The following is a 21,355-nucleotide window of genomic DNA, read 5'->3' on the forward strand; positions in this document are numbered from 1 at the left end:
GGCGGCCCTCCGGGAGGGGTCAGGACCAGCCGAGGTCGTGGAGCTCGTGGTCGTCGAAGCCGAAGTGGTGGGCGACCTCGTGGATCACGGTGATGCGGACCTCCTCGACGACCTCCTCGCGGGTCTCGCAGTGCCGGAGGGTGGGACCGCGGTAGATGATGATCCGGTCCGGGAGGACCCCGGCGTACCACTCGCCGCGCTCGGTGAGCGGGGTGCCCTCGTAGAGGCCGAGAAGCTCGGGGTCGGCGGGGTCCGGCTCGTCCTCGACGAACACCGCGACGTTGTCCATCATGGCCGCGAGCTGCGGGGGAATCAGGTCGAGCGCGTCGCCGACCAGCGTCTCGAACTCTTCCCGGGTCATCTCCACCGGATCATTGTCGGTTCTGGGACGGGGGCGTGCCAGGTGGTGGGAGCCGGTGTTTCATGGCCCTATGACGACCTCGGACGGGACGGTGGACGACGTGGCACGGACGGTGCCGCCGGTCGCGGCGGTGGCGCGGCCGCGCCCGCCGGTGCTGCGCGGGCAAGGGCCGGCCGTCGCGGTGATCGCGCTGGGCGGGGCGGTCGGCGCGGTGGCCAGGTACGCGGCCGGGCTGGCGTGGACGGACGGGCCGAGCGCGTTCCCGTGGACGACGCTGCTGATCAACGTGGTCGGCTGCGCGGTGATCGGGGTCTTCCTGGTGGCGATCACCGAGGGCCGCCCGGCGCACCCGCTGCTGCGGCCGTTCTTCGGGACGGGCGTGCTGGGCGGGTTCACCACGTTCTCGACGTACGCGGTGGACATCCGGCGCCTGATCGAGGCGGACCGGCTCGGCCCCGGCCTGGCGTACCTCGGGCTGACGCTGGCGGGGGCGCTCCTCGCGGTCTGGACGGCGGCCGTGGTGACGCGGCGTCTGATCCACCGCGGCGCTCGGGAAGGCGGTGGGGCATGAGTGACGTGAGCGAGCGGAGCGAGCGAACAGACCAAGAGGTGCGCGTTTCGCGAAGCGACCGCCGAGCGCAGCGAGGCGGGCGCATGAGCGGCCCGGCGCTGCGGCTGACGGTGCTGGTCGGGGAGAACGACCGCTGGCACCACCGGCCGCTGTACAGCGAGATCGTGCACCGGGCGCGCGCCGCCGGGCTGGCCGGGGCGAGCGTCTTCCGGGGGATCGAGGGGTTCGGGGCGTCGTCGCTGGTGCACACGACGCGGCTGCTGTCGCTGAGCGAGGACCTGCCGGTGGCGGTGGTGATCGTGGACGAGGAGCAGCGGGTGCGGGGCTTCCTGCCGCAACTGGACGAGTTGGTCGCCGAGGGGCTGGTGGTGCTCGACCCGTGCGAGGTCGTGCGGTACGTCGGGCGGACGGGTTCGGCGGGCGCGGCCGGTGCGGCCGGAGCGCCCGGGGCCGGGGAGGACGGGAAGTGAACTGGCTGTTGGTGGTGGCGGGGGCCGTGGTCGGGGCGCCGATGCGGTACCTGACGGACCGGGCGGTGCAGTCCCGGCACGACTCGGTGTTCCCGTGGGGGACGTTCGTGGTGAACGTCGTCGGCTGCGCGGTGCTGGGCCTGGTGACCGGTGCGGTCGCGGCGGGGGCCGCGTCCCCGCACGTCCAGTTGCTGGTCGGGACGGGGTTCTGCGGGGCGCTGACGACGTATTCGACGTTCTCGTACGAGACGCTGCGGCTGGTGGAGACCGGGGCCGGGCGGTACGCGGTGGCGAACGTGGCCGGCAGTCTGGTGGCCGGCCTGGCGGCGGTCTACGCGGGGGCGGAGCTGGCCTCGGCGCTCTGGGGGTGACGCTCTGGGGGTGACTTGATGGGGTGGTGCTCTGGGCTGACGCTCTCGGGAGTGACGGGCCGCCGTTCTGCGCTCCCCCGCAGGGGTGAATTCCAACCGACACGCGTTTGAACCAACGGCGTTGGGCCGGGTGGTTGGCGGCCAGCGGCTTCCTCGTGCGCCGCCCGTGTCCCGCCGGGCCCGGCGCGCGTTGGGCACCGGGAGCGGCCGCGCGCACGGGGCGGCCAGGGTGGGGCGGTAGAGAGGGAGCTCGGTGGCTTCGGTGCGGGCGGTTCGGACGGCGGTGCGTACGGTTTCGGCGCGGGCGCAGGCGGCGGAGCAGGCGCGGGGCGCGCACCTGCGGACCGGTGTGGTGCGGGCGGCGGCGTTGCTGGCGGTGGCCGGGCTGGGGTTGACGGGGTGCATGTCGGTCGGCCCGGCGGCGGAGGAGAAGCCCGGCGGCGTCGCGCCGGTGGGCCAGGCCGGTCCGGCGGCCAAGCCGGGGGCGACGGGCGGCCCCTCGGCCCCGGCGGGCGGCGGGCACCTCGGGGGTGCGTCCGGGCGCTCGGAGCGGCAGGGGGGCTCGCAGACGGAGAACGCGCCCGCCGGGGGCACGTCACAGGCTCCGGGCGAGCCGGCGCCGGGCGCGAACGCGGCCACGGCGGGCGTGATCCCGGTGCCGGGCGCCCCCGCGGCGGAGGGATCGCCGGGCGCGAACGGCGCGGCCGGGGGCGTGAGCGCCAGCCCCGCACCCAAGCCGGGCGGCGGCTCGTCGGCGGGCGGCGGAACGGCGGGCACGGGCGGCTCGGCGGGCTCCGGCGCCGGTGGCACCGGCGAGGGCCGGTCCGGCGGCGGCACTTCGGGCGCCCCCTCGGCCACGCCCAGCGCTCACCCGTCCACGACCCCCGAGCCCGAGCACTCCTCGCCCGCCGCGACCGTCCCGCCGGCCCCGGAACCGTCCTCCGGCAGCTCCGGTTCCTCGGCCCCGAGCCCCCGCCCGGCCCCGCATTAGGGGGATGGCCAGGGCATTTGCCTCCGATCCCGAGGATCCTCTATGGTGGTAGATCGTTCGTTTGATTCATTTGTCTGGCGCCCTACTCCCATCTGGCGCCCTTGGCGCGTACCGGCGATCCGTGGCTGACCGCATAGAGGCGGTTGTGAAACAGAACCCCGGACTTTGGCGCGTGCCACTTCCGGAAGGTTTTGCATGTCTCTCGTTGACGACGCCCGCTTCGCCATGCCCGCGAGCGAGTCCGCCGCCGATGTCACCACCACCCCCGAGTCCGACGCCGTCGAGGCCGTCGAGACCACCGAGACCGAGGTCGTCGAGGTCGTCGAGTCCGACGCCGTCGAGTCCGCCGAGCCCACCATCACCTTCGGCGACCTGGGCCTGCACGACGACGTCGTGCGCGCCCTCGCCAAGCGCGGCGTGACCACCCCGTTCCCGATCCAGGCCGCGACCATCCCGGACGCCCTGGCCGGCAAGGACGTGCTCGGCCGCGGCCGCACCGGCTCCGGCAAGACCCTCAGCTTCGGTCTGCCGCTGCTCACCCGCCTCGCCGACGGCGAGCGCACCAAGCCCAAGCACCCGCGCGGCCTGATCCTCGTCCCGACCCGTGAGCTGGCCATGCAGGTGGCCGACGCGCTGGAGCCGTTCGGTTCGGTGCTCGGGCTCAAGCTCAAGGTCGTCTGCGGCGGCACCTCGATGTCGAACCAGATCTACGCGCTGGAGCGCGGCGTCGACATCCTGGTCGCCACCCCCGGCCGTCTGCGCGACCTGCTGAACCGCGGCAGCGCCAAGCTGGCCGACGTCCGCACCGTCGTGCTCGACGAGGCCGACCAGATGGCCGACATGGGCTTCCTGCCCGAGGTCACCGAGATCCTCGACCAGGTGCCGGCCGGCGGCCAGCGCCTGCTGTTCTCCGCCACCCTGGAGAACGAGATCGACACCCTGGTCAAGCGCTACCTGAAGAACCCGGTCACCCACGAGGTCGACCCGTCGGCCGGCGCCGTCACCACCATGACCCACCACATCCTCGTGGTGAAGCCCAAGGACAAGGCGCCGATCACCAACGCGATCGCCGCCCGCAAGGGCCGCACGATCATCTTCGTCCGCACCCAGATGGGCGCCGACCGCGTCGCCGAGCAGCTCATCGAGGCCGGCGTGAAGGCCGACGCGCTGCACGGCGGCATGACCCAGGGCGCCCGCACCCGCGTCCTCGGCGACTTCAAGGACGGCTACGTCAACGTCGTCGTCGCCACCGACGTCGCCGCCCGCGGCATCCACGTCGACGGCATCGACCTGGTCCTCAACGTGGACCCGGCCGGCGACCACAAGGACTACCTGCACCGCTCCGGCCGCACCGCGCGCGCCGGCCGCTCCGGCGCCGTCGTCACCCTGGTGCTGCCGCACCAGCGCCGCGGCGTCTTCCGCCTCATGGAGGACGCGGGCGTCGACGCCAGCCGCCACATCCTGGACCACGCGTTCGACGCCGAGGTCGCCAAGATCACCGGCGCCCGCTCGCTGACCGAGGTGCAGGCCGAGAGCGCCGCGAACATCGCCGGTGCCGCCGAGCGCGAGCTCGCCGACATGACCCGCCAGCTGGAGCGCGCGCAGCGCCGCGCCACCGAGCTGCGCGAGGAGGCCGACCGCCTCGCCGCCCGTGCGGCGCGCGAGCGGGCCGAGCTGGGCATCGAGGACGAGACCCCGGCCGCGGAGGGCGACGCCGTCGCCGAGGGTGCCCCGGCCGCCGACGCCGCGGTCGCCGTGCCGGCGCAGTCCGGCCCGGCCGCCGAGGAGCGGACCCCGGCCTACCGCGAGGCCCGCAGCGAGCGTCCGGCCTTCGGCCGCGACCGTGACCGCGACGACCGTCGTTCGGGCGGTTTCGACCGTGACCGCGGTGGCTTCGGCGGCCGTGACCGTGACGACCGCGGCGCCCGCTCCGGTGGCTTCAACCGCGACGACCGCGGTGACCGCGGTGCCCGTTCCGGTGGCTTCAACCGTGACGACCGCGGCGGCTTCAACCGTGACCGCGACGACCGTGGCGGCCGTTCCTTCGGCGACCGTCCGGCCCGCTCCTTCGGCGACCGCCCGTCCTTCGGCCGTGACCGCGACGAGCGCGGCAGCAGCAGCCGTCCGTTCGCGCGTCGCGACGACCACCGCTCCGGCGGCCGTCCGCAGTCCTCGGGCTTCGGCGGCGGCCGTGACCGTGACGACCGCGGCGCCCGCTCCGGCGGCTTCAACCGCGAGGACCGCGGCGGCTTCAACCGCGACGACCGCAAGCCGCGCTGGAAGAACTGAACCCGTACCGCCGGTAGTTGACGAAACCGCCGGCTGACGGACGAAGGGCCCGCTCCACTTGGTGGAGCGGGCCCTTCGGCGTTCCCCCCGGAACTTCCCCGGCGTCCCCCCTGGGTCCCCGATATCCCCCGATACCCCCCTGGGACCCTCTGGACGTTTCCCCCCGAGGTGTTGTTCTTGGAGTGAGAATAACCTGTGGCGCGGGCTGAGGGAAGTCCATTAGCGTCGGGCCCATGAGCAGCAGACTGCACGGTGTGGCCGTGGTGAACGAGGAGATCGCCGCGCGGGGGAGCTACCGGGCGACCGGGGGCGAACTCGTCGAGGTGGGCGATCAGTTGGCGGCGGCCCGGGCCGGGACGGTGTCGTACGCGCCGGCCGCGCTGGACGCCCTCCTACGGGCCGGCAGCCCCGGTCCCGGGCCGGGCCGCGGGGCGGTCGAGGTGACGGCCGAGGGCAGCGTCCAGGCCGCGCGGCGCCTGGTCGAGGCCGGCGCGGGACCGGTCGGGGTGCTCAACTTCGCGTCCGCGCGCAACCCCGGCGGCGGATACCTGCGCGGCGCCCGCGCCCAGGAGGAGGACCTCTGCCGCAGCGCGCTCCTCTACACCTGCCTGCTGGAGGCGCCCGACTACTACGAGGCGCACCGCGCCTCCACCGACCTCCGGTACAGCCACCGGGTGATCGTCTCGCCCGGCGTGCCCGTCGTCCGGGGCGAGGGCGGCGCCCTCCTCGCCCGGCCCTACCCCGTCACGTTCCTGACCTCGCCCGCGCCCAACGCGGGCCAGCTGGCCCGGCGTTCGCCCGGCGTCGACGTCCGCGGCGTGCTCGCCGAGCGGGCCGTGCGGGTGCTCGCGGCGGCGGCCCGGCACGAGGTCCGCACGCTGGTGCTCGGGGCGTGGGGCTGCGGCGTGTTCGGCAACGACCCGGCGGAGGTCGCCGAGGCCTTCGAGGGCGCGCTGGCCCGGTACGGGGCCGCCTTCGAGCGCGTCGTGTTCGCGGTGTGGGACCGCTCGCCGGTGTCGGCGAACCGGGCCGCGTTCGAGGCCCGGTTCACCGGCTGAGCGCTTCGGCGGCCGGTCAGGCCTCGGCGCGGCCGGACAGCGCCGTCGCCACGGCCGAGGCGGCGGCGACCACCCCGGTGACGGCGAACACGGACGGCCACGCGCCGATCCGCTTCGCCAGCGGGTGCGAGCCGCCGAAGGCCACCACGTACAGCCCGGTCAGCACGGCCGCCGTCCGCGCGCCCGAACGGCGGTGCCACTGCGCGGCCGCCCCGGCACCGGCCACCGCCAGCACCGCGCCGCCCAGCTCGCGCCGCCCGGTCCAGCGGGCCACGCCGTAGCCGCCGACCAGGCCGCTCGCGGCGGTCAGGGCGGCGGGCGCGCCGTCCGCGATCACGTTCGGGACCTTCGCCATCGTCGACTCCACTCGTCCGCTCGGGGGGATGCGTTCCGGCTTCCGACCATAACCCCACGCGCTCGGGCGCCCGCTCGCGGCCCTTGGTGCCTAGTGCCGTGGCCCTTGGTGCTTACTGCCGTGGTCCTTGGTGCTTACTGCCGTGGTCCTAGCGGAACGCCTGCGCGGCGGTCTGCGCGGGCACCGTCCGCGACAGCCGCTCGGCCGCCTCCGCCGGGGACAGCACGCGCTCCAGCCGCAGGTCGCCCGGGAGGTCCGGGATGAACCGGCCCGCCGACCACGTCCGCTCGTACGGCTGCGGCTCCAGCACCAGCGTCCGAACACCGTCCAGCACCGGGATGTCGGCCGGCGTCCCCTCGTTCCAGAGCCACGAGCCGTCCGGCGCCACCAGGTTGAACGCGCCGGCCGCGATCAGGCGGCGGCCGTCCGGGTGCGCCGTGCGGCACAGCGCCACGACCTCCGGGTCCTGCCGGACGCCCGGCAGGTGGCCGCCGCCGATCAGCACGTCGGCGAGGAGCGTGTGCAGCTGGAAGGTGTCGCTCAGGCCGTCCATGCGGAGCAGGTAGCCCGTGCCCGTCGGCCGGTCCAGCACCAGCAGCGGTTCGTCGTCGAGCACCTGGGCCAGGTACGAGAGGCCCTTGAGGTCGTGCCGCTCACCGCCGTACCGGGCGATCAACTCCAGCAGCACGGCCGTCACGCCCGAGGCGCGCGCCTCCGCCCGCACCGGCGCGTGCGCCAGCACCGCCCACGCGGCGCGCTGCCACAGCTCCAGCGTCCACCAGCCGACGACGGCCAGGTGCGCCTGCCAGGCGTCCAGGACGGCCGGATCCGCGATCCGCCCGTGGGCCGCGCCCGGGTCGTCCTCCTCCGGATCGGGCAGCGGACCGCCGCCCGTCGCCTCCCACCGTTCCACGAGCCGCTGCGCGCCCGTCAACGCGCCCCGCAGACCGGCCAGCACCGGGCCCGCGCACGCCGACGGATCGGCGCCCCGCTCGACGCAGGCGCCCACGAGCATCGCCAGGTGCGAACGCGGGAACGGCGGCGCGTCCGGCAGCAGCGCCGCCAGCCGGGGCCCGGCGGTCGCCACCTCCTCCGGGCCGGCCGGGCCGAAGAGCCCGCCGACCAGGCCGAGCGCCGGGCCGAACCGCTCCTCGTCCTCCGCCGCGACCACCGCCTCCAGGACGGCCACCGCCTCGGCGAAGGTGGGCTGCTGATGGGGCGTGGGGGTGTGCTGGGAGGCCATTCGCCGCAGCATAGGCGGCGGGCCGTGCGGGGAGCGGAGCGGGGGCCGTACGGGGCCGCATGGGGTGCGTGCGTTGGCAGAAGCAGCGGCGCGGCGAAGGCACCGTGACGCATACTCACGCGGTGACTGCGCCCCATCCGATACGAGTCCCCGGCCCCGGCACCGAGGCGGAACCCGCCCTGAAGGTCGCCCCGCTCGAACTCTTCCTCGACCTCGTCTTCGTCTTCACGATCACCCAGCTCACCGGCAGCCTGGCCCACCACCTCACCGTCGACGGCCTCGTCCAGGTGCTCGTCATGCTGGCGGTCATCTGGTGGATGTACGACGCCTTCATCTGGCTCACCAACGCCATGCCGCCCAGCAACCACCGCCGGCGCGGCCTCCTCATGCTCGCCATGGGCGCGTTCCTGGTGATGTCGCTGTCCGTCCCGCACGCCTTCGAGGGCAGCGGCGTCGCGTTCGGCTGGGCGTACCTGGTGGTCGTCGCCGTGCACACCGGCATGTTCGCGGCCTCCGGCGTCGCGCTGCCCGCCGTGTTGCGGATGGGCGGGGCCAACCTGGTGGGCGGCGCGCTGGTCGTGACCGGCGGCTACTGCACGGGCACCCTCCAACTCGCCTTCTGGGCCGCCGCCTTCGCCATGCAGTTCGTGACCCCGCGGGTCGCCCGGCTGCCCGAGTTCCGGCTCCGCGCCGACCACTTCGTCGAACGCCACGGACTGATCGTGATCATCGCCTTCGGCGAGTCCGTCATCGCGATCGGCGTCGGCGCCGGCGGCCTGGACCTCACCCTGCCCCTCGTCGCCGTCGCCCTGCTCAGCCTCGCCGTGTGCGTCGGGCTCTGGTGGGCCTACTTCGGGCACGACGACGACGCCCGCGCCGAGCATCACATGGCCGCCCTCACGTCCGCGCGCCGCAACTGGACCGCCGTCACCGTCTACTACCTCGGGCATGGCGGACTCCTGCTCGGCATCCTGCTGTTCGCCGCCGGGGTCAAGTCCGCCGTCGCCCACCCGGGGGCCCCGATCACCCTCCCGCAGGCCGGCGCCCTCGCCGGCGGCATCGCGCTCTACCTCGTCGTCAACACCGCCGTCCGCCGCACCTTCCGCCTCACCCCGAACGCGCCCCGGCTCGTCGCGGCGGCCCTCCTGCTCGCCACCGTCCGGCTCGGCACCGCCGTCTCCGCCCTCGCCCAGGTCGCGGCCACCGCCACCGTCCTCGCCGCCGCCTTCACCTACGAAGCCCGTCGGTCCCCGGTGGCAGACTTCCCCCGTGACTGACACCGCGATCACGGACGGCGCCTACCTGATCCGCAACGCCGCCGACGGCCTGCTCCTCGAAGTCGCCGACGGCAGCCGCCGCAGCGGAGCCCGCATCCGCTGCGGCGAGGCCACCGGCACCGACGCCCAGCTCTGGCACCTCACCGCCGTCCACCCCGGCGGCGCCCTCTACCACCTGGAGAACGCCAACAGCGGCAAACGCCTCGACGTCACCAACGCCTCCCCCGACGACGGCGTCCCCATCCAGCAGTGGTCCGCCAACGCCTTCGGCGCCCAGGAATGGCTCCTCGAACACCACGACGACGCCCCGGGCACCTACACCATCACGAGCTTCATCAGCGGCAAACCCCTGACGGCCACCGAGGGCGCCGTCGAGCAGCGGGCGGACACCGACTCCCCGACACAGTGGTGGCACCTGGAACGCCGGGGGTAAGCGGTGGGGGGTGTCAGCCGGCGGTGACGGAGGTGAAGTGCTGCACGTCCGCCGGCAGCGGGGTGTGCAGCTTCCACGTCACTGCCATTGGCTTCCCGCCTTCGTGGGAAACGTAGTCGGCCGGTCCCAGCAGGACGTACGGGTTCGGTCGACCGATCTCGTTCTCCGTTTCCCGACGGACGAACAGCAGCACGGCACTGCCGTTCTCCCGGTGGTTCTGGTAGCGCCGGCCGGTTGGCGAGGTCGGGGACGTTTGGTTCTGCGAATCCCAGTGGAAGAGTTCCTCGTTGAGAGCGAAGTCGCGGTAGCGGGTGTTCTCCGAGAAGCTCTTTTCGTCCTTCTCGATGGTGATCATGAGGGCGTCGGTTTTGACCTTGGGGCACCAGGCCACGCCCGCGTTGTGCTTCGCGGGCAGGTACTTTCCCAGCTCCGCCCATTGCAGCGCTGCAAGCAGTTCGGGCCGGCTGTAGTGAGCATGGACGGCCAGCGGCTGGGACGACAGCGCGCTGAGGTCAGTCAGCAAGGGCCTGGGGGCGTAGGTCGTCGTTTCGAGGCCGTGGGCGAAGACCTCGCGCAGCTCGCTCCGGAGCGCTCGATGAGCCTTGAGGGTTCGCAGGCCCTCGGCGATGGAGGAGAATTTTTCACCGTCCGGCCACAGGGCGAAGAAGAGCATCGCCGCGTACGTTTGCATGCGGGGGTCGAGCTCGGTGAAATCGGGGGCGTCGTCGTCCGTGAGCTTGAGGTAGGCCTCGACGCGCTCGGGGTCGTCGACCTGGGCGAGCGTGACGACCCGCTCGAGCAGCTTCCGTTCCTCGGGGCTCTGTGCGTCTTCGCCGAGGCCCGCCCGGAACCGGATCTCCGTCCAGGAGTGCTTCGCGCGGTAGACCTCGAGGAGACTCCGGCCCGTCCTGCCGAGATAGCCGGCCAGGGCCGTGTCCCCGTGCTGTCGCACTTCTTGGGCGAGCGTTTTGACGTTCGCGTTGAGCTGTTCCTTGATGTTCTTGAGGACGATGTCCTTCGACACTCGGTCGAGAAGGATCTGGCAGCCCTCGGGGAGCGTCGGGAAGTCCTGTTCGAGATCGCGCTGGATGCCTTGCTTCGTATGCCCGGTGAGTGCCCGGAAGCGGTCTTCAAAGCGGAATTCCTGACGCTGGAATCCGATGAAGTCCAGGACCGTGAGCACGCTCTTGCCCTCGGCACGGCGCAGCCCGCGGCCGAGCTGCTGCAAGAAGATCGTGGCACTGGAGGTGGGGCGCAGCAGGAGCAGGGTGTCGACGCTGGGGATGTCGAGTCCCTCGTTGAAGAGATCGACGGAGAAGAGCACCTGTACGTCGCCGCTCTCAAGACGCTTGAGGGCTTTCTCCCGCTCCGCGCTCGGTGTCTCGCCCGACAGTGAGAGTGCGTTGAGGCCTGCGGCGTTGAACGCGTCAGCCATGTACTGGGCATGGCGTACGGAGACGCAGAAGCCGAGCGCCCGCATGTTGAAGGGGTCGCTGACCTTGTCCTGGACGGCGTTCAGGACGTGGTGGGCCTGCGTGTTCGACCGGGTGAGGAGCCTCGTCAGTTCGGCGCGGTCATAGCTGCCCTGTCGCCAGCCCACCCCCCGCAGGTCGGTGTTGTCGTGCACGCCGAAGTAGTGGAACGGGGAGAGCAAGCCGTCGGCGAGCGCTTGCCAGAGGCGTAGTTCGGCGGCCACGCGGCCCTCGAAGAACTCGTCCTGGACCCGCACGCCGTCAGCTCGCTCGGGGGTGGCGGTGAGTCCGAGGAACTCGCGTGGCGTGAAGTGCTCGATGATCGCCCGGTACGTGTCGGCGGCGGCGTGGTGGAACTCGTCGATGACCAGGACGTCGAAGTGGTCGGCCGGGTACGAGACGCCTCCTCCTGCGGTCAGCGACTGGATGCTGGCGAAGACGTGTCGCCCCTCCTTGGGCCGGTTCCCGTCGACGTAGAGCTCGCCGAAGTTCCCGTTTCCCAGGACCGATCGGTACGCTGCAGCTGCCTGTTCGAGGATCTCCTTGCGGTGTGCGACGAAGAGGAGCGTGGGCTCCTTGCCGAGCGTCTTGGCCAGTTCCTTGTAGTCGAAGGCGGCCAGCCACGTCTTGCCGGTTCCCGTGGCGGAGACGAGGAGGTTGTGGTGGTGCCCGTGGACTGCACGGGCCCGGTCCAGCTCTTCGAGCATCTCCCGTTGGTGGGGAAGGGGCCGCATTTCGACCTTGGCCAGGTCGAGCGTGCGGCCACCGTTCCGGTCCCACGGCTTGCCGGCCGCCTCCAGGGCGCGGTCGAGCTCCTCCGCGTCGCGGTCGGGGTCGTACGACTTGAAATCGGGGTTGCTCCAGTAGGAGTCGAACGTGGCCGCGAACTTCCGCAGCACCGTCGGCGAGGCGACGTTCGAGAGGCGGACGTTCCATTCCAGTCCGTCCAGGAGAGCCGCCTTCGAGAGGTTCGAGCTACCGACGTACGCGGTGTGGAAGCCGGTGTTCCGGCGGAACAACCATGCCTTGGCGTGCAGGCGGGTGGTGTACAACTCGTAGTTGACCTTCACCTCGGCCCCGAAGTCCCGGACCAGTCGGTCGAGTGCCCGGCGCTCGGTCGCACCCATGTACGTCGTGGTGATGACCCGGATCGGAACGTTGCGCTGTTGCGCTTGGCGCAGTTGCTCTTCGATGACCCGAAGCCCGTGCCACTTCACGAAGGCGCAGAGCAGGTCGACGCGGTCGGCGGTGGCCAGTTCTGCGCGCAGTTCGCTGCCGAGGCTCCGCTCCTCGGGGGCGTTCGTCAGCAGGGCGTTCTCGGAGAGCGGGGTCAGCGGGCGGACCTGGAAGACGCCCGCGGCCTGCTCCTCGACCACCGCGATGAGCTCCTTCGGGCCCGCCTTGATCTGGTGGCCCGTGTCAGCGTCGTTGGCGGAGGCAAGGGCGGTCAGTATCCGGTTCGCCACGTCGACGCGCTGCTTGGGATCCACGGCCCTGAGCGCCCGTTCGACCTCGGTGCCGATGTGCCTGGCCAGGACGAACGGTGCCGACTCAGAGGTCACCTCACGCTCGACGGTGTGGAAGCCGGACTTCTTGAGGCCCTCGAGCCGGTCGGCGAGATCGACCGTCACGACGCTCTCGTAGAGGCCGGGCGCGATGGACTGTCGTTGAGCGATCGGGTCCGACACTGACATCTCCTGACGCCTACGAAGCGGTTGGAGACCGTTCTAGCAGTTGGCCCCGACAGGGCCCACCGAGTTACCCGAGGTTGGTGCGGAGGGCGGTGAGGTCGGTGTCGGTGATGCCGTGGGGGGCGAGGTAGGCGGGGATGGAGCCGTGGTGGGTTTCGATCCAGGCGAGGGAAGAGGCGAGGAGGGCGGCGGAGACCGGGCGGGAGACGCGTTCGGTGCCGGTTTCGTCGACGTACGGGGTGGGGCCGTCGAGGAGGCCGAGGCCGGCGTTGGAGCGCAGGAAGTCGGCGGTGATCTCGGCCTCGGAGGCGCCGAGGAGGGACTGGACGACCGCGATGGTGAGGCCGGTGCGGTCCTTGCCGACCGCGCAGTGGACGACGGCCGGGACGGCTTCCGGGGCGGCCAGGCGGCGGACGGTCGCGGCGATCGACGGGCCGCCGGTGCGGGCCATGAAGGGGTAGAGCGCGGCCTGGTCCTCGGGCCACGGGTGCTCGTCGTCCTCGCGGTCGGCGGGAAGGGTCGGCACGTGGAGGGTCTCGTGGTCGAGGCCGTGCCGCAGGTCGGGCCAGACCTCCAGCTCGAACGCGCTGCGCAGGTCGACCACGGTGCGCAGACCGAGGGCCTTGAGGCGCCGGGCGCCTTCCTCGGTGAGGGTGTGGAAGGAGCCGGAGCGGTAGAGCACACCGCGGCGGAGGGTGCCGATGCCCCCGGCGTCGCGGAAGTTGCGCACGCCGGGGATGTCGATGAAGGCGTCGATGGCGTCGGTCATGGCACCACGGTACGGGTGCGGGCGGTGATGGCGGAAGGAAACCGGAGGAGGCCTTTCGGTGCCGCCGGGTGACGTCCGGTCACCTCGGGCGGACCGTTCTCAGCGTCCGCCGGCGACGTCCAGGAACGCGCCCGTCATGTACGACGAGGCGGGGGAGAGGAGGAAGAGGATCGTCTCGGCGACCTCCTCCGGCCGCCCGCCGCGCCCCATCGGCAGGGTGGGGCCGACCCGGTCGACCCGGCCGGGCTCGCCGCCCAGGGCGTGGATGTCGGTGTGGATCAGCCCGGGGCGGACGGCGTTGACGCGGATGCCCTCGGCGGCGACCTCCAGCGCGAGGCCGCGGGTCATCGAGTCGACGGCGCCCTTGGCGGCGGCGTAGTCGACGTACTCGTTCGGCGAGCCGAGCCGGGAGGCGGCCGAGGAGACGTTGACGACGGCGCCGCCGCGACCGCCGTGCCGGGTGGACATCCGGCGGACGGCCTGCGCCGCGCACAGGAACGGGCCGGTGATGTTGGCCGCCCAGATCCGGTTCAGCCGCTCCTCGTCGAGGTCTTCGAGCCGGCACTGCCGCTCCAGCGTGCCCGCGTTGTTCACCAGGCCGGTGAGCGGCCCGAGTTCGGCGTCCACGGTGGCGAACAGCCGCTCCACCTCGGCGGTGCGGGTGACGTCCGCCCGGACGGCGACGGAGGTGCCGCCCTCGGCCCGGATGGCGGCCACGACGGCGTCCGCCGAGGCCTCGTCGGCCCGGTAGTTGACGCACACGTGGTGGCCGCGGCGGGCGGCGAGCAGGGCGGTGGCGGCGCCGATGCCGCGGCCCGCGCCGGTGACGAGCAGGACCTCGGGGGGAGTGGTCGACATGTCCGTACGCTATCCGGTGGCCCGCTACCCGGTGGGCGTTACCGGGTGGCCGCTATCCGGCGGGCGTCACCGGGTGGCCGCTACCGGGTGGCCCGGTCCGTGGTGCCCGCCGCCGCCCGCAGGGCCGCGATCTTCGGCGCGCGGCTCTTCGGCGAGTCGAGGCTGAACCCGCGCGCGTCGCCGAGCTCGTCGCGGACGAACGCCTCGGTGCGGGCCACCGCCTCGCGCAGCGCGTCGTCCGGCGGCACGAAGGACTGGTGGACGATCTCCGCGCGCTCGGTGTCGTACTCCCACAACCCGACGATCCGGCCCCGGTCGAGCACCACGTGGGTCTGCGGGTCGGCCTCGCTGCCGAACGACCGCCCGGCCCGGCCGGCGGGCAGCGGGCGTGCGGCGTCGGCGGGGTCGAGCAGCCGGGGCAGGTCGCGGTGCAGGAGGTGGATGCCGTCGATGCCCGCGAGCAGGGTGTAGCGCGGCTCGGCGGGGATCCTGAACTCGGCGTACTCGTCCAGCAGTTCGGACGGCATCAGGAATTCCGAGCCGGGTGCGAGCGGGACCAGCCCGGCCTCGGCGACGGCCCGGCGGGCGGTGGCCGCGGTGAAGCCGGAGAACCAGCGGAAGTGCCGCAGGGTGGCCGGGGCGGCCCAGGAGAAGTAGCGGCGGGCGAGGTCGACGGTGCCCCCGGCGACCGGCTGGTCCCAGCCCACGTAGCCGTAACGCTGCTGGTCCAGACGGCCGTTGACGGGCACCCGGCGGATCCGTCCGCGCGACTGCATCAGCCCGAGCGCGAGCGGCAGCGTCGTCGAGACGCCGCGTTTCTTCCCCGCCTCGCCGAGCGACCGGACGGCGTCGCCGACCTCCTCCCGGATCGACGTCGGGTCCAGCGGCTCCGCCTCCGACAACACGCGCTCGATGGCCAGGCAGAGCTTCTCCACCTCGTCCCGCCCGACCCCCAAGTGCTTCTCCGCGGAGGTCAGTTCGGCCACCGGTCCGGCGGCGCCGGCGGCCAGCCCGAGCGCGAAGTCGGCGGCCGGCAGGACGTACGTGCAGCCGCGCGCCGCCGGCAGCTCGTGCACCTCCAGCCGCGCCACGGCCGCGTCCACCGCCGCCCGGCGGAGCCCGGCCCGGGCGAACAGCCCCAGGTACGGCGCCGCGCCGCCCACCGACCGCGCCCACCCGGTGGCGGCCAGCACCTCGGCGGCGGGTGCGCCGGGGCGCGGGCGGTCCAGCCACTGGCGGTGCGACCACCAGGCGCGCAGTTTCGCGGTGTCGGCGTCGGTGCGGGTCTCCGGTCCGTGCTCCATGGGGCCAGTATCGGCCGACGGGCGGGCCCCGAGCAGGAAATCGGTCGCCCGGCGCGGCCGGGCTCGGGGAGGATGCGATCACCACCGCCACGGCCGACCGAGCTGTTCGAGAGGAGAACGCGCATGCCCGTAGTGCCCATGGCCTCCGCAGTGCCCGTAGCGCCCGTAGCGCCCATGGCCTCCGCAGTGCCCGCAGCGCCCGTAGCGCCCGGGGCCGTCCTGCTCGCCGGCATCGTCGGCTCGACCGCGTACGGCTTCGCCCACGCCGGCTCCGACATCGACCGGCTGGGCCTGTTCGCCACCCCCACCGAGGAGTTGCACGGCCTGCACCGCCCGGCCGAGTCGCACGTGACCACCCGGCCGGACGCCACCCTGCACGAGGCCGCCAAGTGGTGCCGCCTCGCGCTCTCCTGCAACCCCACCGCGTCCGAACTCGTCTGGCTGCCCGACGACCTGTACGAGACGCGCACCCCGCTCGGCGACGAACTCATCGGCATCCGCAGCTCGTTCCTCAGTGCGCCGGCCGTCCGGAACGCCTACCTCGGCTACGCGGACCAGCAGTTCCGCAAGCTGCTGACCCGCGACACCACGGACGCCGCCGCGCGGCGCCGCGCCGCCAAGCACGCCCGCCACCTGGTGCGGCTCGTCGAACAGGCCGTCCACCTGCACGAGACCGGCACCAACCTCGTCCGCCTGCCCGACCCCGAACGCATCCGCGACCTCGGCGAACGCATCGCCGACGACCCGGACGTCGCCCGCCCCGTCCTCGTCGCGGCCGCCGACCGCCTCGACCGCCCCGGCGTCCTCCCCGCCGCCCCCGACCAGCGCCCCGCCGAGGCCTGGCTCCGCCGGGTCCGCGCCGCCCACTACACCCCGCCCCCGGCACCCCCGGCCCCCGGCGAGTCCCTCCAATCCACTGGCGGACCCCTGGGGCCCACCGGGTAGGATCGCGGTGGCCCTCCCCACACGGGGCAGGGTCGCGGGCCACTAGCTCAATTGGCAGAGCTGCGGACTTTTAATCCGTAGGTTCAGGGTTCGAGCCCCTGGTGGCCCACCGTGCGAAGAGGCGGTCCGACCTCCTCCGATCTGCGGTCCGGCACTGCGGCTGCTCGATGCGGCTGCGGTGCCGTCGCGTTTTTCGGGGCGGACCGAGCCGGTGCGGGGCGGGGCCCGAGGCAATAGGTCGGTCATGCCTTCGTCTCAGCTCTGTCGCGAGGGGTTCGCCGGGCGGTCGAAGGTTGGTAGAACTGGAACAGGCATGTCTGGTCGAGCGGACGGGGGAGCGGTATGAAGTTCGACATGGGGAACCAGGCGCTGCAGACGCTGATGTCGGGGTCGAAGACCTCGAACCAGGATCTGGGTGCGCTGGTCAAGCAGCTCGTGGCGGCGGCGGAGCCGCTGGAGGGCAAGTTCAACGGTCAGGGCAAGCAGATGTTCGACAGCTTCAAGTCGCGGGCGGACGAGATCGCGAACGCGCTGAACTCGTCGCTGTCGGCGATCCTGGGCGGTCAGTCGGGCATGGAGCAGGCCTTCGGCCAGGGTGACCAGGAGCAGGGCCAGAACGCGAAGACGAACATGACGTCCGCGCGCTTCGACGCGGCGCGCTTCGGCGCCCGCTGACCGCGACCGGGTCGTCGGTTCCTTCTCTGCAGGGTGCGCTCCGCAAGGTCCTCTGCAGGTTCTTCATCGGGTTCTTCATCGGGTTCTTCAACGGGGAGTGTGATCTGTCATGGCCGGTGGCGGGGGTTCGGACCGTCGTTCCTACGACCACGGTGCTTCGTCCGAGGCGCAGCGCAACATCCAGGGCGTGATCGGGCAGCTGGAGCAGGTGATGACCGCGCGTGACGCGCAGGTGAAGGCCGTCATGGGCGACTTCCAGGCCGACGGCGTGTCCGAGGAGTACCACGCCAAGGAGCTGCGCTGGAAGAACGTCTCCCAGGAGGTGCGCAACATCATCTCGCTGCTGCGCAAGACGCTCGAGGAGAACGACAGCACCGCGCAGCAGACGGTCGCCCGCGCCAAGACCGCGGTCGACAACATCGGCTGACACACGCTCGACACGGGGGGTAGGACGTGAGCGACGAGAATCCGGTGAACCCGGCCGAGGTGCCGGTCTTCACGGGCAACCTGGGCACGCTCGACGAGAAGGTCAAGTCGATCTCGACGGGCGGGGCGAAGATCGCCTCGGCCGCCGGGGACGTGCACACCAGCTTCGGCGCCCTGAGCGCGTTCTACAAGGCGCCCGAGGCCGACCAGCTGTTCGCGACGACGAAGCCGGTGTCCGACCTGGGCCTGAAGCTCAGCCAGGACGTCTGCACGATCTCGGGTGCGCTGGGCCAGTACTCCAAGGACGCGGCGCCGATCAGGGACAGGCTCGACACCCTGAAGCGCGAGGCCATCGCCTTCAAGGACATGGCCGACAAGAACCATGACTGGCGCCAGGACGAGGACAAGGTCAAGGAGAACAACAACCGGCGCAACGACATCGCCGACGCCTGGACCCAGTTCCAGGGCGTCGAGCGGGACGCGTATGCCAAGATCGTCGCCCTGGTCGGCGGCAAGCCCCTGCGCGTCAACGACGGCTCCAACGCCGACGACATGTACGGCTACAACGCCAAGGACCTCAAGGACTCCAAGGACCTACCCTGGGGCAGCGCCGTCGACCGCGACATCCCCTGGTGGGACCTGCCGGACCAGGTGATCGAGTTCGGCAAGGGCGTGATCATCGACGGCGTCTGGGGCACCATCAAGGGCCTGGGCACGCTGGTCGGCTTCGGCGGCTGGGACGCGTGCAAGCAGGCCTGGACCGGCCTCGCCAAGCTCGCGACGGGACTCGTCATCACGGGCATCCCGGGCGTGGGACCGGCGTTCTGGGCGATGCCGGACAAGGACCTGCCGTCCTGGCTGCGGGACTCGCGCACCGCCGTGAAGGAGACCGGCAAGGCGCTGGTGGCCTGGGACCAGTGGAGCTCGAACCCCTCGCGGGCGGCGGGCGCCGTCACGTTCAACGTGCTCACCACGGTGTTCACCGGCGGCGAGGGCGCGGCCGCGGAGGGCGCGGGCAAGGCCGGTCTCGCCGGGAAGGCGCTGTCCGTCGCGGGCAAGGTCGGCAAGGCCATCGACCCGATGACGTACGTCTTCAAGGGCGCCGGCTTCGGCATCTCCAAGGTCAGCGACGTCATGAAGGGCCTGAAGGGCATCACCGACTTCAAGATGCCCAGCATCAACCTCGACAAGGCGGTCTCCATCCCGGAGGGCGCCATCAAGCTCCCCGACGGCTCGTTCAAGCTCCCGCCCGGCGCCCAGATCCCCGAAGGCGCGATCAAGACCGCCGACGGCGGGATCAAGTTCCCCGAGAAGACCGTCGAACTCCCGCCCAACACCATCAAGTTGGAGCACGGCGGCAAGGTCGAGTACATGGACCCGCACGGCAACGTCTACGACGAGGCCGGCAACATCCGCCAGCACGGCGGCGAAGCGCCGAAGGAGAACCTCCCCGGCGACCACACCGGCGCGGACCACGACCCGGTCAAGCCCCACAACCCCGTCGTCCCGGCCAAGGCCAAGGTGCCCGAGATGGCGGGCGTCGGCGGCCGCGACGGCGTCATCAAGCTCGGCTCGGACCTCTCCGAACCGGTCCACGTCCCCGATCACGTGCCGGACCACGTCCCCGACCACCTGGCCCCCGGCGGCCACGCCCCCGACCACACCCCCGGCGGCCACGCCCCCGAGGGGCCCCGCAACGACCTCAACCCGTCCGGCGGCGGCCACGACGGCCCGGGCGGGCCGGGCCATGACACCCCGACCACCGGCGGGCACGACGGCGCGGGCACGGGTGGGCACGACGGTACGGGTGGGCACGACGGCTCGGGGACCGGCGGGCACGACGGCACTGGTGGGCACGACGGCTCCGGAACGGGCGGCCACGGCCACCAGAACCAGGGCAACGGCACGCACCAGGGCGAGCCGGAGATCAGTCCGGAGCGGCGCAAGGAGCTGATGGACAAGCACGTCCGGCTGGCCAACGATGATCCGGCCTGGTTCGAGGAGCACTACCGGGTCGACAAGAACGGTGTCGTCAAGCGTCAGAGCATCGATGCCCTCGTCGACGGCGTCGAGCTCCCGCAGCTGGCGAAGGACGCCAACGGCCACTACGTCGCCACCCACGACCTCCCGAACGGCCCGAAGGCGACCACCTTCGGCAAGAAGACGTTCGGGCTCGACACCGTCCCCGACGGAGCCCTCAAGCCTCTCCGGGATGCCGCGATGGACCGCCGTGTGTCGGTGAACCTGAACAACGCGGAGATCGCGCTGCACGACGCGACGACTCCCGAGGCGAAGGCGAAGGCCCAAACGGCGGTCGACGCGGCCCGGAAGGCGTTCGATGACCGGCTCCCCGGGGTCAAGAACAACAGCAAGATCTCGGAGGAGTTCGGTCACCAGGTCGCGGTCAAGCACGTGATCCCGCACAAGTTCCCCGAGGCCGAGATCATCGACCTCCCCAAGACTCCCAACGGCGCGAACATGTTCGACGGGGCGTACAAGCTCCCCAACGACGAGTACCTCCTGGTGGAGGAGAAGGCCCCGTCCAACGGCCCCGACTGGCGCCAGGGGAAGGCCGACCCCGACCCGCTGAATCCGGCGGACCACGGCGGCGCCCAGGGCATGCGCGTCCAGCAGGGCACCCTGCCCTACGTCCGGACGATCCTGGCGGAGATGACCTCCCGCGGCGGACGGGACGCCGAGATAGCCAAGGATCTCCGTGCCGCGCTGAAGGCGGGAAAGCTGAAGTACGTGCTGGTCAAGGCCAGGGAAGACATCGCAGGCGCTTACGATGGCGGCGTGATGGAACAATTCCACCTCTAACCTGAGGACATCAGATGACAACGCGCGTTCCGCGCCACGAATTCCGCACGGATGACGCGGACCAGGCCATGGCACCGGTCATCGAGTCCGCCAACGAGGCCGTCGACGGCATCGAGACCTCCGAGTACGACCGTGCCGATGCGCTCGACATGACGCTCGCCGCGGCGGACTGGCGCTGCGCGAAGGACCCCAGGGCCGGTGCCCTGGGGACCTGGGAGGCGTGGGTGCTGGCCATGCAGACCGGGTCCGCCCTGTTCGCCGCCGGCACGGCGAAGGAGGGCCCGGTGGAGTGCCGGGTCGGTGTCGAGGGCGAGGTCCGCAAGCTTCCCGCGACCGGGCCGCAGGACTACCTGAACGCGGGCAGCTGGCTGAAGGCGTTCTACCTCGCGGTGATCTGCCGTGAGGACGACCGGATCAACCAACTCGCTCAGGTGCCGGTGGAGTTCCTGCGCGCGTCCGGGATGGAGTTCGACGACTACGTCTACGACTGGATCCGGGCGCTCCAGCTCGCCTGGTCCGGCGAGCCCCAGACCTGGGACTCCCTCGTCGCCGCGATCAGGGGGACCGCCCCGGAGGGCGCGCGGATCGCCGGCGCCGAGCTGATGCTGAAGATCCTCTATCCGCCGCTGGAGCTCTTCCAGCTCTACCTGCGCCGGGAGGGCGAGGCCTTCAACAAGTCCCTGGCCAACGCCCTGACCTGGCACAAGGAGTACTGGGTCGCGAACGAGGCCCGTTCGCTCAACGCCACCGGCCTGGTCGCCCTCGCCCCGCTCGCGATCGCCTGCCTCGCCCACGACGCCGACATGCCCGTCGACGTCGAGTCGGAGTACCTGCCGCACCACCTGCTCCGCCGTGGCTGGGTCGGTGAATTCCCGACGTAGACCCCGCGGAAGTGCCTGTCGGCGCCCCCGCGGCACAGGTGGGGCGGCGGCCGGGGGGGTCGGGGCGCGGCGGCCCGCGCCGCCGAGCGCCGGCC

The 21,355-nt window shown here is 72.3% G+C and carries 20 protein-coding genes and 1 tRNA gene; 14 read left to right on the forward strand and 7 right to left on the reverse strand.

All coding sequences use genetic code 11. The annotated features are described in order from the left end of the window. Positions 1-19: 19 nt before the first annotated feature. Positions 20-361, reverse strand: a complete 342-nt coding sequence (locus tag ACFV4F_RS20380) for a metallopeptidase family protein (RefSeq protein WP_380440755.1) — start codon at positions 359-361, stop codon at positions 20-22. Positions 362-431: 70 nt separating this feature from the next. Here ACFV4F_RS20380 and crcB (ACFV4F_RS20385) point away from each other — a divergent pair, with 70 nt between their 5' ends. From crcB (ACFV4F_RS20385) to ACFV4F_RS20410, 6 genes are all read left to right on the forward strand, one after another. Next, positions 432-932: a fluoride efflux transporter CrcB gene (crcB, locus tag ACFV4F_RS20385; RefSeq protein WP_380504227.1), complete on the forward strand. Its 501-nt coding sequence runs from the start codon at positions 432-434 to the stop codon at positions 930-932. An 83-nt stretch (positions 933-1,015) separates the two neighbouring features. After that, positions 1,016-1,402: a DUF190 domain-containing protein gene (locus ACFV4F_RS20390; RefSeq protein WP_380504230.1), complete on the forward strand. Its 387-nt coding sequence runs from the start codon at positions 1,016-1,018 to the stop codon at positions 1,400-1,402. Continuing rightward, on the forward strand, positions 1,399-1,773 hold the full coding sequence (gene crcB / locus ACFV4F_RS20395) for a fluoride efflux transporter CrcB (protein ID WP_380504233.1): 375 nt from the start codon (positions 1,399-1,401) through the stop codon (positions 1,771-1,773). Before ACFV4F_RS20390 ends, crcB (ACFV4F_RS20395) begins: the two co-directional genes overlap by 4 nt. 283 nt (positions 1,774-2,056) lie before the next feature. Then, positions 2,057-2,764, forward strand: coding sequence for a hypothetical protein (locus tag ACFV4F_RS20400; RefSeq protein WP_380440630.1), 708 nt, complete (start codon positions 2,057-2,059; stop codon positions 2,762-2,764). Between the two features lie 195 nt (positions 2,765-2,959). Beyond that, complete coding sequence (locus ACFV4F_RS20405; RefSeq protein WP_380504236.1) at positions 2,960-5,053, forward strand: DEAD/DEAH box helicase; 2,094 nt, start codon at positions 2,960-2,962, stop codon at positions 5,051-5,053. A 233-nt stretch (positions 5,054-5,286) separates the two neighbouring features. Continuing rightward, positions 5,287-6,111 carry a TIGR02452 family protein gene (locus ACFV4F_RS20410; RefSeq protein ID WP_380440626.1) on the forward strand — a complete coding sequence of 275 codons (825 nt, stop codon included), beginning with the start codon at positions 5,287-5,289 and terminating at the stop codon, positions 6,109-6,111. 16 nt (positions 6,112-6,127) lie between these two features. Here the strand turns inward: ACFV4F_RS20410 and ACFV4F_RS20415 are convergent, their stop codons facing one another. Both ACFV4F_RS20415 and ACFV4F_RS20420 read right to left on the reverse strand, forming a co-directional pair. Beyond that, positions 6,128-6,466 carry a hypothetical protein gene (locus tag ACFV4F_RS20415; protein ID WP_380440624.1) on the reverse strand — a complete coding sequence of 113 codons (339 nt, stop codon included), beginning with the start codon at positions 6,464-6,466 and terminating at the stop codon, positions 6,128-6,130. A 148-nt stretch (positions 6,467-6,614) separates the two neighbouring features. Continuing rightward, positions 6,615-7,709, reverse strand: coding sequence for a hypothetical protein (locus ACFV4F_RS20420; RefSeq protein ID WP_380440622.1), 1,095 nt, complete (start codon positions 7,707-7,709; stop codon positions 6,615-6,617). A gap of 122 nt (positions 7,710-7,831) precedes the next feature. Here ACFV4F_RS20420 and ACFV4F_RS20425 point away from each other — a divergent pair, with 122 nt between their 5' ends. Together ACFV4F_RS20425 and ACFV4F_RS20430 are read left to right on the forward strand one after the other, a co-directional pair. After that, complete coding sequence (locus ACFV4F_RS20425) at positions 7,832-8,986, forward strand: low temperature requirement protein A (protein ID WP_380504239.1); 1,155 nt, start codon at positions 7,832-7,834, stop codon at positions 8,984-8,986. Then, on the forward strand, positions 8,979-9,419 hold the full coding sequence (locus ACFV4F_RS20430; protein WP_380504242.1) for an RICIN domain-containing protein: 441 nt from the start codon (positions 8,979-8,981) through the stop codon (positions 9,417-9,419). The genes ACFV4F_RS20425 and ACFV4F_RS20430 overlap by 8 nt, the downstream gene beginning before the upstream one ends. A gap of 13 nt (positions 9,420-9,432) precedes the next feature. On the opposite strand, the gene ACFV4F_RS20435 is transcribed toward ACFV4F_RS20430, so the two are convergent. The 4 genes from ACFV4F_RS20435 to ACFV4F_RS20450 all read right to left on the reverse strand — a co-directional run bounded on the left by ACFV4F_RS20435 (position 9,433) and on the right by ACFV4F_RS20450 (position 15,513). After that, positions 9,433-12,579 carry a DUF3427 domain-containing protein gene (locus ACFV4F_RS20435; RefSeq protein WP_380504244.1) on the reverse strand — a complete coding sequence of 1,049 codons (3,147 nt, stop codon included), beginning with the start codon at positions 12,577-12,579 and terminating at the stop codon, positions 9,433-9,435. 70 nt (positions 12,580-12,649) lie between these two features. After that, positions 12,650-13,351, reverse strand: coding sequence for a tyrosine-protein phosphatase (locus ACFV4F_RS20440; protein WP_380440614.1), 702 nt, complete (start codon positions 13,349-13,351; stop codon positions 12,650-12,652). Between the two features lie 99 nt (positions 13,352-13,450). Further along, on the reverse strand, positions 13,451-14,209 hold the full coding sequence (locus tag ACFV4F_RS20445) for an SDR family oxidoreductase (RefSeq protein ID WP_380504247.1): 759 nt from the start codon (positions 14,207-14,209) through the stop codon (positions 13,451-13,453). Positions 14,210-14,289: 80 nt separating this feature from the next. Continuing rightward, positions 14,290-15,513 (reverse strand): DNA glycosylase AlkZ-like family protein, encoded by a 1,224-nt coding sequence (locus ACFV4F_RS20450; protein ID WP_380504250.1) that lies wholly within the window; start codon positions 15,511-15,513, stop codon positions 14,290-14,292. 174 nt (positions 15,514-15,687) lie between these two features. Between ACFV4F_RS20450 and ACFV4F_RS20455 the strand changes: the two genes are divergently transcribed. The 6 genes from ACFV4F_RS20455 to ACFV4F_RS20480 all read left to right on the forward strand — a co-directional run bounded on the left by ACFV4F_RS20455 (position 15,688) and on the right by ACFV4F_RS20480 (position 21,260). Beyond that, complete coding sequence (locus ACFV4F_RS20455) at positions 15,688-16,458, forward strand: DNA polymerase beta superfamily protein (RefSeq protein WP_380504252.1); 771 nt, start codon at positions 15,688-15,690, stop codon at positions 16,456-16,458. Between the two features lie 36 nt (positions 16,459-16,494). Beyond that, positions 16,495-16,567: transfer RNA gene (locus tag ACFV4F_RS20460), tRNA-Lys, on the forward strand. Between the two features lie 233 nt (positions 16,568-16,800). Then, complete coding sequence (locus tag ACFV4F_RS20465; RefSeq protein WP_380436721.1) at positions 16,801-17,133, forward strand: hypothetical protein; 333 nt, start codon at positions 16,801-16,803, stop codon at positions 17,131-17,133. Between the two features lie 109 nt (positions 17,134-17,242). Next, on the forward strand, positions 17,243-17,560 hold the full coding sequence (locus ACFV4F_RS20470) for a pore-forming ESAT-6 family protein (protein WP_380436719.1): 318 nt from the start codon (positions 17,243-17,245) through the stop codon (positions 17,558-17,560). 26 nt (positions 17,561-17,586) lie between these two features. Next, on the forward strand, positions 17,587-20,379 hold the full coding sequence (locus ACFV4F_RS20475) for a hypothetical protein (protein ID WP_380504255.1): 2,793 nt from the start codon (positions 17,587-17,589) through the stop codon (positions 20,377-20,379). Positions 20,380-20,393: 14 nt separating this feature from the next. Next, entirely contained in the window at positions 20,394-21,260 is an 867-nt protein-coding gene (locus tag ACFV4F_RS20480; RefSeq protein ID WP_380504258.1) for an immunity 49 family protein, read from the forward strand. Positions 21,261-21,355 lie beyond the last annotated feature (95 nt).

Source organism: Kitasatospora sp. NPDC059722 (assembly GCF_042733235.1).
GTDB lineage: Bacteria > Actinomycetota > Actinomycetes > Streptomycetales > Streptomycetaceae > Kitasatospora.

Coding starts and splice junctions, on each gene's coding strand:
- ACFV4F_RS20405 (WP_380504236.1), top strand. CDS start 2,960: ATGTCTCTCGTTGACGACGCCCGCTTCGCCATGCCCGCGAGCGAGTCC.
- crcB (WP_380504227.1), top strand. CDS start 432: ATGACGACCTCGGACGGGACGGTGGACGACGTGGCACGGACGGTGCCG.
- ACFV4F_RS20450 (WP_380504250.1), bottom strand. CDS start 15,513: ATGGAGCACGGACCGGAGACCCGCACCGACGCCGACACCGCGAAACTG.
- ACFV4F_RS20410 (WP_380440626.1), top strand. CDS start 5,287: ATGAGCAGCAGACTGCACGGTGTGGCCGTGGTGAACGAGGAGATCGCC.
- ACFV4F_RS20470 (WP_380436719.1), top strand. CDS start 17,243: ATGGCCGGTGGCGGGGGTTCGGACCGTCGTTCCTACGACCACGGTGCT.
- ACFV4F_RS20380 (WP_380440755.1), bottom strand. CDS start 361: ATGACCCGGGAAGAGTTCGAGACGCTGGTCGGCGACGCGCTCGACCTG.
- ACFV4F_RS20455 (WP_380504252.1), top strand. CDS start 15,688: ATGGCCTCCGCAGTGCCCGCAGCGCCCGTAGCGCCCGGGGCCGTCCTG.
- ACFV4F_RS20420 (WP_380440622.1), bottom strand. CDS start 7,709: ATGGCCTCCCAGCACACCCCCACGCCCCATCAGCAGCCCACCTTCGCC.
- ACFV4F_RS20480 (WP_380504258.1), top strand. CDS start 20,394: ATGACAACGCGCGTTCCGCGCCACGAATTCCGCACGGATGACGCGGAC.
- ACFV4F_RS20440 (WP_380440614.1), bottom strand. CDS start 13,351: ATGACCGACGCCATCGACGCCTTCATCGACATCCCCGGCGTGCGCAAC.
- ACFV4F_RS20465 (WP_380436721.1), top strand. CDS start 16,801: ATGAAGTTCGACATGGGGAACCAGGCGCTGCAGACGCTGATGTCGGGG.
- ACFV4F_RS20390 (WP_380504230.1), top strand. CDS start 1,016: ATGAGCGGCCCGGCGCTGCGGCTGACGGTGCTGGTCGGGGAGAACGAC.
- ACFV4F_RS20415 (WP_380440624.1), bottom strand. CDS start 6,466: ATGGCGAAGGTCCCGAACGTGATCGCGGACGGCGCGCCCGCCGCCCTG.
- ACFV4F_RS20445 (WP_380504247.1), bottom strand. CDS start 14,209: ATGTCGACCACTCCCCCCGAGGTCCTGCTCGTCACCGGCGCGGGCCGC.